We start from the raw sequence: 13227 nt of genomic DNA on the forward strand, positions 1-13227 counted from the left end.
ACGGTGGAGCAGCTGGGTTTCCAGGCAACGGGAGCGGATCGCACAAGGGCAGTGGGCAGCGCGTCCAACCGCGAATCGTCACCGCGCGGCACGCACACACTCCTCCCACGCCGCGGCAACATGAGGCCCAATCCAGGCCCCGCACCTTCCCATCGAGGGACACACCCTACGCAAGCACATGAATCAGGGTGAGTTGAGCGAAGCGGAAGCCCAACACCCAGATCATTCAAGCCGATTCGATACCTGCGAGTAGCGCCCCTTCCTGCTGAGTTCCCCTCAAAGCACCGACGTTTTCGCAGTGCTTTCACGCTTGGCGAGCGCGCAGCGCGCTCGTCTGCCCTGCCCATCCGGATCGACACGGGGATGTAGGGAAGGTTCACGTTTTCTCGACTGAAGCCCCATGCATGCGGAGAAGTGCCGGGCGTGTCGCGGCGGGGCTGGTTCTGTCCGGTTCCCGCATTGACCCGCAGCTGATCGGGTCTCGAGTGCATGGAATCCACTGCATGAGCACATCAATGAGTCACGGCTTTCGCCGCAGATCACCGGAGAAATTGCGGTTGAAGGCTCAACCCCCCACAAAAACCGGCGAGGAGACCTCTCTTCATGGCAACTCACAAGCGCTCGAACCGGATCCGGCTCACCGCGATCGCCGTCGCGGCCACCGCGGCAGGCGTCACGCTGCTGAACCCGTTCTCTGCCGGCGCCGCGGCCCCGGCGGAGGGCAAGATCTACGGAGCGAACGCCGACGGCGCCGTCGCAGGCAGCTTCATCGTCATGCTCGACCAGAAGGCCAACAAGCAGGAGTTGGCCAAGGAGTACGGCGGCACGCTGCAGCGCACCTACCGCTCCGCCATCAACGGCTTCTCGGCCAGCGGCCTTTCGCAGACCGAGGCCAAGCGCCTGGCCGCCGACCCGGCCGTCGCCAAGGTGGTGCAGAACAAGAAGTTCACGATCAACGCGGAGCAGCAGAACCCTCCGTCGTGGGGCCTGGACCGCGTCGACCAGGCCGACACCGCCGGTGACAGCAAGTACACCTATCCGGACGCCGCCGGGGAGGGCGTCACCGCCTACGTGATCGATACCGGCGTCCGCATCTCCCACAAGGACTTCGAGGGTCGCGCCACGCACGGCTTCGACGCGATCGACAACGACAACAGTGCCGACGACGGCAACGGGCACGGCACGCACGTGGCCGGCACCATAGCCGGCGCCGCGCACGGCGTCGCGAAGAAGGCGAAGATCGTTGCCGTGCGGGTCCTCGACGACAACGGATCGGGCACCACGGAGCAGGTCGTCGCGGGCATCGACTGGGTCACCCAGAACCACCAGGGGCCCTCCGTTGCCAACATGAGCCTGGGCGGCTCCGCCGACGAGGCCCTCGATGAGGCCGTTCGTAAGGCGATCGCCGCGGGCGTCACCTTCGCCGTCGCCGCGGGCAACGACTCCGCCGACGCCGGCCAGGGCTCCCCGGCCCGCGTTCAGGAGGCTCTCACCGTCGCCTCGTCCACGAAGGACGACGCCCAGTCCGACTTCTCCAACTTCGGCGCGGTCGTGGACATCTACGCGCCGGGCTCGGACATCACCTCCGCGTGGAACGACAGCGACGAGGGCACCAAGACCATCTCCGGCACCTCGATGGCCACCCCCCACGTGGTCGGCGCGGCCGCGGTCTACCTCGCCGGGCACAAGGACGCCGCTCCGGCGGACGTCGCCACCGCCCTGACCAACGGCGCCACCCCTGACAAGATCACCAGCCCAGGTGCGGGCACACCCAACAAGCTCCTGAAGATCACCGAGTAGCCCTCCCCCTTCGCATCCGCCGCGCCCTGAGGCAGATCACGGCCCTCACGGCGCGGCGGAGTGCACGGGCCGTCGGCCGACGAGGCAAAGCCCCGAGACTGAAGCCGACCGCAACGGAAATGAACTCCAGCTCATGGGGTGGCGTGGTCCTCGCGGTTGCACTCGTCGGGACCTTATGTCCTCGATCTTCTTGAGTTTTTCAATCTTGAAGATCTTGGCGACCTTGAGTCAGGGCAGGGCGTCAACGAGAGGACGCGCGGCCCCGCCAGAAGGATCAGGCGGGGGCGCGCAGGGCGAGCAGGGCCACATCGTCGTCGTTCTCGGTCGGACGGACACGGCGCAGCACCTGGTCGGCGAAGGCGGTGAGGGGGCGGTGCACGAGGGCGGCCGCGTGCCGGCGCAGGCGGTTCAGGCCGACGTCGATGATGAGGCCGGGTTCCTCGACGAGGCCGTCGGTGTACAGCACCAGGGTGGATCCGGGCCGCAGCACCACTTCGGCGTCCGGTCGTGAGGTGCGCAGCCCCGTGCCCAGGGCGACACCGTGGCCGGCGTCGAGATAGCGGGCCACACCATCCCGGCTGATCAAAAGCGGCGGAGGGTGACCCGCATTGGTCCAGGACAGCTGCCAGTGGCCGTCGTCCAGCACTTCGATCCGGGCGTAGATCATGGTGGCCATGCTGACGTCGGTGATGTGCTCCATCGCCTCATCGAGCCGTTCCACGATCCGGCTCGGGGGTTCGTGCTGCGCCCAGGCGTAGGCGCGAAGCATGTTGCGCACCTGGGCCATGCCTGCCGCAGCCTCCAGGTCGTGGCCGACGACGTCGCCGATGGCCAGGGCGGTGGCTCCGTCGGACAGGGGGAAGGCGTCGTACCAGTCGCCGCCCACCTGCGAGGCGTCGGGTGCGGGCAGGTAGCGGGCCGTCATCTGCAGGCCCGGGACGCCCGGCATCTGCGGCAGCAGATGGTTCTGCATCGTCTCGGCGACCTTGCGCTGACGTTGGTAGAGGCGGGCGTTGTCCAGGGCGAGGCCGGCGCGGCGCGCGATGTCCTCGACGAGCGGCAGGTCGGCGGTGGTGTAGTCCACCGGGTCCTCAGCGCGGCCCAGGGTCAGTGCGCCCAGGACCTCGCGCGTGCTGCGGATGGGTGCGATGGCCGCCGAGCGTATGCCTGCCGTGTCGAACAGGCGGCGCTGCTCGACCGCGATGCCGGAGTCCGGCGCCCGGTGGTAGGTCTCGGGCCCGGTGACCGTGGAGGCCACCCCGCGCAGGGCCCGTGATAGGGGCATCACGGACTCCTCCAGCACCGGCGGCATCGGCCCCTGGAGGTCCTCGTGGTGCGTGAGCGTCTCGCCGTCCGCGTGGACGACGACGGCGCGCCACACTTCGTCGCGCTCGGTGAGCAGGTCGACGATCACCCAGTCCGCGAGCCGGGGCACCACGAGCTCGGTCAGTCGTTGCATCGTCTCGTCGATGTCGAGCGTGGAGGTCAGCTGTGCGGTGGCCTCGGCCAGCAGGGTCAGCCGCTCCAGCTCGGGCAGGGCGGATTCCGGCGGCGCCGGTCGCGAGCGCGTCTCCTGCTCGTTCTCATGGGAGTGGAAGACGACCAGGGTGCAGGCTAGGTCGTCGCCGATGTCGTACGGCGTGATCAGCCAGGAGATGGCCTGCACGGTGCCATCGGCAAGCGCGAAGTAGTCTTCGTCGGCCTGGGCAGGACGGCCGGCGTGGAACGCCTGCCGCATGGCGCACTGGCTCCGCGGCAGCAGCTGGCCATGAGGGCCGCGGTGCAGCAGGTCGTGCGCGTCGTAGCCGAGGAGGTCGTCGGCGGACCTGGCGAGCAGGTCCTGGGCGCGGGCATTCGCCGCGATGATGCAGCCCCGCTCGTCCACGACGTATGCCCCAGCGCCGATGGCTTCCAGCGCCTGGGACAGCTCGGCGGACGCGGCCGGAACCGCCTCTCTCCGAACGGCCCCCGCGTCCTGCGGCCCTTCCACCTCATGCCTCCCAGCTGATCCGTCCGACGTCCACCCGCACGCCGACACTGCCTACGTACGGGGCCCCATCCCGCCGTCCCTCCCGTGTGCCCCCGGACAGCCAAAGTCCACCTGCCATCGACACCGGCCCGGGCAGAAGGGAGCCTCGTGACCACTGAGGTGACCGTGCACGACCGCCCAGCTCTTACGTCCGTCGGGCCGACCGGGCTTGTACGGACCGTGTCCTTGCGTTCGACGAGTTCGGGCCGCTCGGCATCCGGCCCACCACCGGTTGTGCCGGGCCGAGCAGGACCGGCCCGACGGGCATCCCGCGACGTACCACCGCACCCACGGAGTGCGCTAGTCCCTCGGCTGCTACTCGATCGGCGACGGCGTCGTCGGGGCGGGCGGCCCGGATCGACTTCAGTGCGGCGAGAGAGTTCGCGGCACGTTTCCTGTGGGGGTTGGCCCCACAGAGCCCGCCCTGGTGAACCTTCCCGGTCAGAGCCTAGCTGCGCGAACTGTGCCCATCTCAGCCTCGGCAGCAACACCGGCCACGCAACCCCAAAGCCCGCGGACCAGGCCAGGACGGACTTCGCCATGGAACTGGGCACCACGCGAAGTCGGCCTGCCCCCGGAGGACATCGGGGTCGTGCACGCCCACGTCACCTCGACGGGTCCGGTGATCTGGCGGAGGCTGAGGCGATCGGCCGCGCGATTGGCGGTCACGGCATCGTGACGCGCCCTTTCATATGTGGCCGTGGGCGGTGGCTCAGCAAGGCGCGCGGCCGGGGCCCCGGTTGCCGACGAACTCGGCGATGGCCCGGACCACGTCGAGCTGCCGTACGGCGACGCGGTCGGTGCCGGCCACCGAGACCTTCACTGGCACCTCAACGAGGGTCGCCCACGGACCGACGCATTCGCAGCGAGCAATGACAGGGGCTGAGGCTGGAGCTGGGTGACGACGCTGCGGTTGCCTCCGGTCAGCGGGGCGACCCTCGTCGAGGTGCTGGCTCCGTGGTGAGCCGGGTCGCAAGGTGATAGGTGACGGTGACGTCCTGGTATTCCTGACCGGGGATGACCGGGTCCGGTAGGTGGGTGCGGTCGCTGTGGCTCGTCGACTCCCGTTTCCCCGTGCCAGGGAAGCGGACGGCTGTCTGTGGTTGCTGCGTGAAGCGGAGCCGTTCAGCGTGGACCGTCGACCGGAACGAGATGTCCGCCGCTGCGCTCCCGGCTCCCGCGCCACGCGTTCATGGCGGCTTCCCAGGATCCCTGACAGTGCGATGGCGGCTGGACCTTGGTGGCAGCTTCCCGTCCTCTCCACGTACCCGGCGCTTGCGGGTGCCGCTTTGGCTCCGGCTGGCTCGGTCCCCCTCTCCCTCGCGCGCCGCACGCTGCTCTTTCGGCTCGGTCACTTCCGCGCTGTCGTTCGCCGTCTTCGCAGCGTCCGCAACAGCGTGACGCCCGTCCCCTGCTTCTGTCGCACCCGCGGCCTGTTCGACCACGCTCCCCGCGGTGCCGCTTACCACCTCGCCGACGCCGCCGACGGCCCGGCTCGTCTCATGGCCTACGTCCTCTACCGCGTGCCCCGCACCAGAGCCCACGTCTTGTACGGCCTTCCCGGCTCCCTCACCGACATCCTGAGCAACGGAGCCGACGCCCCGGCCCACGCCCTCGACAGCGGCTCCGGCACTCTGCCCCACGTCCTGTACGGCAGCTCCGGCGCCCTGCCCCACGTCCCGGACCGCGGTCCCCGCACCTTGCCCGACCTCCTGGACGGCCCTACCGGCACCCGTACCCACCTCTCCCACGGCCTGACCGGCACCGCCGCCGACATCCTGCACGGCGGACCCAATTCCACGCGCCAGCTCGTGCAGGATCTCCGGATTCCGGTCGAGCGTGGTGAGCACTCGGTCGATGATCTTTGCGACGTTGTGGAGACGCACCTTGAGCTGGGCTTGGGCCTCCACGCCCGAGATGCCCAGGTGCACCCGGCCGAGCGTGACGTCGGCGCCCACATTCAGTTTGAGCAGATCCAGAACCTCGGCCTGCAGAGAGACATGCGCCCGCAGGTTCTCGACGTCCAGGTCGATCTCGTCGACCTTCAGGATCGGAACGTCGAGGAAGACGTCGGGGTCCCCATCGGCTGCGTCTTCCTCCTCGTACGCCTCAGGATCGGCGTACTCGTCACTGTCCGCAGCGTCGAGGTCGTCTCCGTGCTCGTCGTCGTATTCCTCAACGGAGCTCTCGTCGTTCTCGGCGTTGCCGTGCATCGCCACGCCTCCGCAGTTTCGGCATATTTCTGCCTATTTTGGTCCATTGTGGGGATCGATGCGCAGTCAGCACCGTCTATCCAGGCGAAGGGGATGGCCGCCGACAGGGTGGCGGAACAGCAACCCGCCCGCGCTTCGGCGCCCCAAACCCGACCGCTCACGAAACAGCCGTTGGTTCTTCGAACAGTCGTGGTCGTGGACCGTGCGCGCCGGGCACCATTACTTCGATGCCCCGGCGGCCATGCAACGCCGATGCCGGCCTGCTGACTGATGCAACTGTTGTCTGCTGACTCTCAACCCGCGGGACGGCCGGACGGAATGCAACCGGGCACGGGCGCGGGCGGCGATGAGGGGTCGTCGTCGCGGGTGCGGCGGCTACACGCCAGCCTGTAGGGATCTGCCGTCCCAGAGACGTGCAATGACAACTCGCGCGTATCCACTGTCGGCACCCGAAACTGGGCTGCGCCCGAGGGCCCGCTCTCTCTCGCGCCCGTCGGGCGGCGACTCGATGAGAAAGCAGGAAGCGAGTGCGGAGCCCACACGCGGCGACTCGGAGAGAGGGAACGCCGTGACCGCGGATGCCAGGAAGACGGTTGCAGCCCGTCGCCCCGAAGCCGCCGGGACCAAGGCACCTCGCCTTCGGCCGCCCTCTCTTCGCACTGCGCCGTGCTGTACGCCCCTGACCTGCCATGATGCCCTCATGGAAACTGGCTTCCCCTGGGGGTCCACACCTACCGTCGATCTCCGCCTGTGGCGCTCCGATGCCATCGTGCTGTTCGACTGGCTGATGAGCACCGATCTGAACACCGTGCCGATCACGCACCCGGCTCAGAAACAGGCCCTCGCAGACCTGCTGACACGCTTGGAAGAGGTGGACGTTGTCGAGGCCACCGAGGAAGAGGTCGCCGTAGCCCAGGAGGAAGTGGCCAAGGACATGGGATGGTAGTGGCCGGTAGCGATCAACCTCGTACGGCAGGAGCTCAAGGTTCGCTGCCACAGGACAGCCGCCACGCACGCTGACAAAGGCGGTTGTGTCTTCCTTCGCACCGCAACTCCGGCAACCTGGCTCCGCGCACGAGGCCCGCCAACTTCTAGGAGTACATGGCCGCCACGACGTACAGGCAAGCGGCGAGTGCGACCACTGTCGTCGGGGAGAAGGGACCCGCGCCGATCACGGGGCGACCAGGGTCTCGGGGCAATCAAGCACGGTACTTTGGAGTCATGCCCGAGCCATCGGTGGCGCACTTCTACGACGAGCTGGCCGACGACTATCACCTGATCTACGCAGATTGGGACGCGAGCATCCGTCGGCAGGGGGACGCTCTGGATGCCCTGATCGGCCAGGAACGTGCGACGGTGCTCGACTGTTCCTGCGGAATCGGCACACAGGCGATCGGGCTGGCGTTGCGCGGGCACCGGGTCACCGGGAGCGACCTCAGCTCCCGAGCCGCCGCCCGCGCTGCCCTTGAGGCCGCCCGCCGGGGCCTGCACCTGCGCACGGCCGTCGCCGACATGCGACGCCTGCCGTTTTCAGATGGCCAGTTCGACACCGTCGTCTGCGCCGACAATTCGCTGCCTCACCTGCTGACGGAGCGGGATGTCCACGCTGCCCTCGCCGAGATGCGCCGCGTGCTGCGTCCCGCCGGCCTGCTGCTGGTCAGCACACGCCCTTATGACGACCTGGTGCGCGACCGCCCGGCTTCGACGCCTCCTCAAGTCCACCAGGTCGCCGACGCGGAGGGCGGAGAACGCACCGTCACCTTCCAGCTCTGGCACTGGCACGACGGCGAGCACTACGACTTGGAGCACTTCCAGCTCCTCCCGGCAAACGGACATTGGCGCGTCCGGGTCCGCCGGACCACCTACTGGGCACTCGGCCGGGACCGGCTGACGAGCCTCGCAGCCGGGGCCGGCTTCGTCGACCTCGGGTGGCGGATGCCACAGGAGACCGGCTTCTTCCAGCCGCTGCTAGTAGCCCGCGCCGGCATGTAGGTAGTTTCACCACCCGGCGTGGGACGGCAGGCATCAGCCGACACCAGCCACTCCGGCTTCCGGGCCGACGTTGAAAGCGAACCGGCCATCGCCGGCGGCGAGGTCTTCATGGAGATGATCGAAGCTCATCAACGCCTCGATCTTGCCGGGCCCTCGATCCGCAAGCTCCTCTACCACCCGCGCAGGGACATCGCCCGGCCAATGAGGATTGGCCGCCAGACCCTGCCGACAACGCGAACGAGCCAGCATCCGCAGCGAGAAAGCTGCCCGCTGGCGAGGGCGTCCGACCACAATGGCGACCTGAGCGGCTACACCTGCTCTTGGTACACCCTGTTCTCGGCTGGATTGAGTCTGTGGCGTCGTGATCACCGTCGCTGTCGAAACCTCGAACTGTCGGGTGAGGTCCAGTGTGAACGTCTGAGGACAGTGGAACGAGTTGGCCTCGTACTGGAACAGAGGCCGTCGGCATCGAGGGTGTCCGGACGTTGAACAGCTGCCCGCCAAAACAGAGGAAGGCAAGCCAGACGGCTTCCGTGACCAGATCGGGAAGCGCCCGGGACCCCAGTTCGCGCTCAAGGAGTCCCAAGGCCTCATCCATCGATGGTCTCCGCGTCACGCCCGCCCTGCTCGTTCGACGCAGCCAGGCTGAACGTACTCAGCCCGGCGAACCTTCACGCTCAGAGCACTGGGAGCACGGTCGGACAGCAGGGTGTACAGCGGAGCCACTACCTGAGCGGCGCGTCCCGGTGCAGGGCTTTGTTGACGCCGGTGATGACCACGGTGATCAGGCAGAGAGCGATGATGGTCTCGGCCCACAGGAAGGCGAACCAGTCCAGCACGCAGCCGATCGGGGGTGTGCCGGGGGCGGTGTTGCGGAACGCGGCGAGGGCGAACAGGGTGGCGGCCATCCAGGCGAAGCTGGGCCAGACCACGCCCTCGCTGCTGGTCGTCAGGTACCAGGCCCCGATGAGCACGGCCGCCGCCAGCGCCCACATCACCACCATCATGAAGACCGCGAAGACGAGCAGGCTGCCCGATCGCGCCAGCTCCAGCGCCACCACGGCCTCCTGCCGGGACGGCGCAGGTTCCGTTGAGATCGAGAAGAGCGTGTCGGCGTTGGAGAACAGCATCCGTACCGGCACCTGCTTGCCGCCCAGCTGCGCCCGGAACGCGATGTCGGTCTCGTAGGTGTCGAACGGGTAGTCACTGATCGATCCGCCTGTAAGCGCAACCTGCACGTCTCTCGTCGCGAGCCGCTCATGCGCCGCGAACTCCAGGTCTCTGACGGTCGCCCCGGAAGTCTGGAGGCTGAGATCAGCCACCGGGGCCGCCCCGTCGGCCTCGCCGAGGGTCCCGCGCGGGGTCACCCAGACCCGCAGTACCAGCTCTCTGCCCGCGGCGTCGATGCTTTGGACGACGGCCTCCACATCCACCCGGTCGACGGCCGAGGATCCGACGGTGTGCACCGTGTCGACCGCCTGCCGCTCGCTGAACTGCAGCCACGAGCCAACGGCCACCGCCACCACGATCAAGAACGCGATGAGGATGAGCACGGGCAGGATGGACCGTCCGAAGCGTCGTGGGCGAGGCGAGTCGGCAGATGCCGGACGGCCCTGACGCATCACTTGGTCCAGATGTCCAGCAGTTGGCTTGCCGCACGAAAGTCATGAGGTGGTTCCGCGTTGCATGCGGCGGTGACGGCAGTGTTGCGGTCCGGGCTCACCTTGCACGTGATGTTGGAGAAACCCTCACCTGGCGGATCCTGTGGCTGTGAGGCGGGGGTTGCCGTGATCGCTTCCTCCTGGCCGGCCGGATCGGTCAGCTCGATGCCCTTGTCCTCCAGCAGGTCCTGGCAGTCGGGAATGCCGCTCGTGTGGCGCATCGAGTCGCCCAGCGTGACGACCCGCGCCCAGGCCGGAGGGTTGTCGATGCCGAGGTAGTCGGACGGGGGGTAGTTCAGCGCGAGTTGGTGCCGACCGGCCGGCAACAGGACCACGTCTGCGGTGAGCCGCTTGGAGTTGGCCGCCGTGTCCAAGACCACCCTCGAGGTGATGGCGCGCCCTGTTGTCAGATCGGCTCTCCCTCTCCCCGCCTCCCGGACAACCCTCGCGTAGGCATGCGGGTTCGCAGCACCGGCCTGTACGACCACAGCCGTGGCGGTCTCGGCGGTACGCAGCGACGCCGTCCAATTCACGGACACCACCTGCTCATGAAGTCCGCTGCGGGTGCGCCGCTGCCGGTGCGCCGTGACGCGGCGCCGGCCGGCACCGGGCCGAGTTTCCAGAAGGACCAGAACGCCCATGCAGCCACCGCCCTGATGCGGAAGCTGCGCGCTGCCAAGTGATCTCGTTCCCCTACCGACAGCAACTGGGCCTCCCGGGCGACGCCGTGACGGTGTTGGCGGAACGCACGTGATCGACGCTACCGGGTGGTCCGAGGACGTGCATGCGGACGACGTGACGGCATCGAAGGGCGCGCTGTTTGCCTCGGGCATACGGCTGGGAGACCACCGCCGGAGCGGGGGTGGCGCCGCCCTCGACCGACCGGGTGACCGGGTGCCCGGGGACATTGCTCGGCTCGGAGGTGAGGCGTGCCACGAAGGGTTTGAGGCGCTTGCAGGACGCCGGGCTGGCGAACCCGGATCTGGACGCGCGGCTGACGGCCCTGGCGCTGGGGTCGGTGGTCGAGCAGGTGGCCCACGCACGATCCTCCGTGGAGGACTCTTTCGACGAGGAAACCCGTCGTCGATCATCAGTCCCTGCTGTAGACGTCGGCAATCGGGTTGCGGGGCGCGCCGGCCGGGGCAAGGCGTACCGCCTGACAGTGTGCAACGGCGCAGCCACAAGACTTCGGGTGTGAGGAAGGGGCACGGAGTGGTGCCCCAGGGATGCAGGCCGGGCAGTATGGCAATAAGTATCAGCGTCTTGTTGTCTGTGGATGATTTACCAGCCACTGCTGAAATTCACGGTGCCGAAACTGATATGCCCCGCCGGACACTCGGAGCAAACCCGACGAACAGGCCCACTTCATGAACCTTCCAAGGCGAAAGGGAAGCCTGGCGGAAAGGTAAACAGTAACGATCATATGACGGCGCATGAGGGCTAAGCCGACACCAAGTTCCAGAATAAGCATTATGGCAAGAGATGCGGACGTGGTGAAGAGAACTTTCTCTTGAGCGATCTCAAGGTAGGGGGGACGATCTGCAGCCGGCGCGTAATAGTATGTCCGCGCCGCCGCGAACATCCCAAATGCACCGAGCGGCAGGGGGATGAGGACCATGGCGGTTAATGCTCGCGCGAGAGCTGCCCAAGGTTTCTGAAGCCGAGGCGGCAACTGCCAGTCCGCAAAAATTGCTATGGGATGCGGTTGCAAGGCGAAGCCTACTGACACGAGGGACATGACCATGGAAATGGTCACGGTAGCACTCGGATACGGAGAGTACACAACGAGCGGAAGTACGATCAGTGAGGTCGCGGCAGCGAGAAGGGCATCAGTGATACGGACTCGCCAAGATCCCGCCAGCGGGGTCAGATGGGATAGCTCCAATTCATGGGATGTGCTGCGGTGGGAGCTGGATGTGGCGCTGCTCGCGTACGTTGCTAGCAGGGCAAGCCACCGATGAATAGCATCGGGCCGGTAGGCGTGAGGGTTCGGAAATAGCTCTGCGGCAACCGGTATCAAGCGCGCAAGCAAGTAGGAGTCTCGCGCTGCGGGAGATCTTAGACTGAGGAACTCGGAGAGATTTCCGCTGCGGGCAAACACCGTCGCTAACAGTGTGAGGCGCCAAGGCGTTGTGAGCGAGGAGGCAAGGCTGCCCTGAGGTCGCTCCAAAGCGTCCAGCAGCGGTTGCCAGCGACGGATGTCGATCGCCCGTTCGGCGAGATATCGACGTGCTGTCTGCGGAGTGAGGGGTTCAATGTCGATGCGAACGGTGTCGAGAAGACTGGAATTCCGCAGCCGTTTATAGTGCACCGACCTGCACGTGATGACCAGCGGGGCTGCTTCACGTCCGGCCTGCAACTGATTCAGAGCCTCGATGGCCTTCCCTGCGCGAGGTGGGGCGCTTTGTGGGTGGCCGTCGGGACCGATTGGGTCCATCTCGTCCAGTCCGTCCAGGATCGGCAGCACAAGCCCTGCGTCGACAAGTCGCTCCGCCCTTTTTAGTGACAGTCCGTATGCCGCGCGCAAATGACGAGAAATCCAGTGCTCTAGCGAATGGTCTGTGTTCCAGCCGGCGAGGGGAATGAGGACGGGTACGCGGTCCTGAGGCTGACGGTCCTCAATAAGAGCCAGGAGCAACTCCGTCGCCATCACAGTCTTTCCGGATCCCGGTGGCCCTGCGATCAAGAGGCGACATGGTTTCAAGGAGCGGTAGAAATCAGCAATAGACGGAGCGGTCTCGGCGGCCCCATCGTCCTCCGCTCGCTCTTTCAGACGGCCTGCACCGTAACGCGCAGCGCCCGACCGCGTTTGAGTAGTCTGCTGAGCAAAGCGAACATTGATACGTGGAGTGTCGCCACCCACAAGCCGTCGAAATTGGGCACTCTCAATTTGCTCAACGCGATGGGCTAACTCAGCAGCCCATCCTTGCGTTCTGCCTTCGCGGTCATTCGAAGCTGAATCCCACCAAGCCAGCAGTGTGACGAATAGTGCCAACACCCCCACTACCACAGCCAGCAGGTCGATGGGTGCCGCATCAGCCAGACCCTCGCGGGCAATGCGAACGAGGCTGTAGCCGCAGAAGGGCGCCCCAATGACCAGGCCTGCGATGATCCACTTACGCACAGAGCGGTCCCTGCGCACCCCTGGGAGACTCATGGAGCCATCATCTCCGGATCGAGGTCACCGCACTCGCATTCAGCGGAATCGGTAGTGGTGCGGCCAATTTGGTCGCGGGCTGGGAGCTCATCGCCGTCGTCGGGGCATTGCACGTGGAGCAGCATCGCGTACAGCCCGGTTGCGCCTCTGAGATCGTCCTGCGCCAGAGTGCGCGGCGCGAACTCCAGGTCACCACCGGTACGAACATCAGTCGCATTACCTAAGGCCATGCAGGACGCGGTCTAAGGGGGTCTAAGGGGGCATACGCACGGTTCAGCTCACCGTGAAGGTCGGCTTCTGCTTGGCGTGGAAGGCATTGAGGCCGAGCTGGTAGTCCTCAGAGGCCCAGGTGCACGACCGAACGACGTACAACGC

At 66.8% G+C, this 13227-nt stretch carries 10 protein-coding genes and 1 pseudogene; 5 read left to right on the top strand and 6 right to left on the bottom strand.

Annotated elements, in window-relative coordinates; translation table 11 throughout:
- Positions 1-603 precede the first annotated feature (603 nt).
- Positions 604-1800 (top strand): S8 family peptidase, encoded by a 1197-nt coding sequence (locus ACZ7M7_RS40420; RefSeq protein ID WP_451175612.1) that lies wholly within the window; start codon positions 604-606, stop codon positions 1798-1800.
- A gap of 274 nt (positions 1801-2074) precedes the next feature.
- Here ACZ7M7_RS40420 and ACZ7M7_RS40425 read toward each other — a convergent pair whose 3' ends face one another.
- Positions 2075-3790, bottom strand: a complete 1716-nt coding sequence (locus ACZ7M7_RS40425) for a PP2C family protein-serine/threonine phosphatase (RefSeq protein ID WP_472125913.1) — start codon at positions 3788-3790, stop codon at positions 2075-2077.
- 215 nt (positions 3791-4005) lie between these two features.
- Between ACZ7M7_RS40425 and ACZ7M7_RS40430 the strand changes: the two are divergent.
- Positions 4006-4130: pseudogene (locus tag ACZ7M7_RS40430) on the top strand (IS630 family transposase); the annotation flags it as partial.
- Between the two features lie 889 nt (positions 4131-5019).
- On the opposite strand, the gene ACZ7M7_RS40435 reads toward ACZ7M7_RS40430, so the two are convergent.
- Entirely contained in the window at positions 5020-6042 is a 1023-nt protein-coding gene (locus tag ACZ7M7_RS40435; protein WP_472125916.1) for a hypothetical protein, read from the bottom strand.
- 700 nt (positions 6043-6742) lie between these two features.
- Between ACZ7M7_RS40435 and ACZ7M7_RS40440 the strand changes: the two genes are divergently transcribed.
- Both ACZ7M7_RS40440 and ACZ7M7_RS40445 read left to right on the top strand, forming a co-directional pair.
- Complete coding sequence (locus ACZ7M7_RS40440) at positions 6743-6988, top strand: hypothetical protein (protein WP_472125918.1); 246 nt, start codon at positions 6743-6745, stop codon at positions 6986-6988.
- A gap of 275 nt (positions 6989-7263) precedes the next feature.
- Positions 7264-8034 (top strand): class I SAM-dependent methyltransferase, encoded by a 771-nt coding sequence (locus ACZ7M7_RS40445; RefSeq protein ID WP_472125920.1) that lies wholly within the window; start codon positions 7264-7266, stop codon positions 8032-8034.
- Positions 8035-8067: 33 nt separating this feature from the next.
- Here the strand turns inward: ACZ7M7_RS40445 and ACZ7M7_RS40450 are convergent, their stop codons facing one another.
- The 3 genes from ACZ7M7_RS40450 to ACZ7M7_RS40460 all read right to left on the bottom strand — a co-directional run bounded on the left by ACZ7M7_RS40450 (position 8068) and on the right by ACZ7M7_RS40460 (position 10237).
- Positions 8068-8211, bottom strand: coding sequence for a hypothetical protein (locus tag ACZ7M7_RS40450; RefSeq protein WP_472125923.1), 144 nt, complete (start codon positions 8209-8211; stop codon positions 8068-8070).
- 548 nt (positions 8212-8759) lie between these two features.
- Positions 8760-9593 (bottom strand): DUF4436 family protein, encoded by an 834-nt coding sequence (locus tag ACZ7M7_RS40455; RefSeq protein WP_472126089.1) that lies wholly within the window; start codon positions 9591-9593, stop codon positions 8760-8762.
- A 62-nt stretch (positions 9594-9655) separates the two neighbouring features.
- Complete coding sequence (locus ACZ7M7_RS40460) at positions 9656-10237, bottom strand: serine hydrolase (RefSeq protein ID WP_472125926.1); 582 nt, start codon at positions 10235-10237, stop codon at positions 9656-9658.
- Here ACZ7M7_RS40460 and ACZ7M7_RS40465 point away from each other — a divergent pair.
- On the top strand, positions 10151-10378 hold the full coding sequence (locus ACZ7M7_RS40465) for a hypothetical protein (protein ID WP_472126097.1): 228 nt from the start codon (positions 10151-10153) through the stop codon (positions 10376-10378). The two genes, ACZ7M7_RS40460 and ACZ7M7_RS40465, sit on opposite strands and share 87 nt — an antisense overlap.
- A gap of 572 nt (positions 10379-10950) precedes the next feature.
- Here ACZ7M7_RS40465 and ACZ7M7_RS40470 read toward each other — a convergent pair.
- On the bottom strand, positions 10951-12819 hold the full coding sequence (locus ACZ7M7_RS40470; RefSeq protein ID WP_472125929.1) for an NACHT domain-containing protein: 1869 nt from the start codon (positions 12817-12819) through the stop codon (positions 10951-10953).
- Positions 12820-13227 lie beyond the last annotated feature (408 nt).

It is taken from the genome of Streptomyces sp. NPDC111606 (assembly GCF_055656945.1).

What these genes read in the sequence shown, in the direction of transcription:
- ACZ7M7_RS40445 (WP_472125920.1), top strand. Translation starts at nt 7,264, where the DNA reads ATGCCCGAGCCATCGGTGGCGCACTTCTACGACGAGCTGGCCGACGAC.
- ACZ7M7_RS40440 (WP_472125918.1), top strand. Translation starts at nt 6,743, where the DNA reads ATGGAAACTGGCTTCCCCTGGGGGTCCACACCTACCGTCGATCTCCGC.
- ACZ7M7_RS40465 (WP_472126097.1), top strand. Translation starts at nt 10,151, where the DNA reads ATGCGGGTTCGCAGCACCGGCCTGTACGACCACAGCCGTGGCGGTCTC.
- ACZ7M7_RS40435 (WP_472125916.1), bottom strand. Translation starts at nt 6,042, where the DNA reads ATGCACGGCAACGCCGAGAACGACGAGAGCTCCGTTGAGGAATACGAC.
- ACZ7M7_RS40420 (WP_451175612.1), top strand. Translation starts at nt 604, where the DNA reads ATGGCAACTCACAAGCGCTCGAACCGGATCCGGCTCACCGCGATCGCC.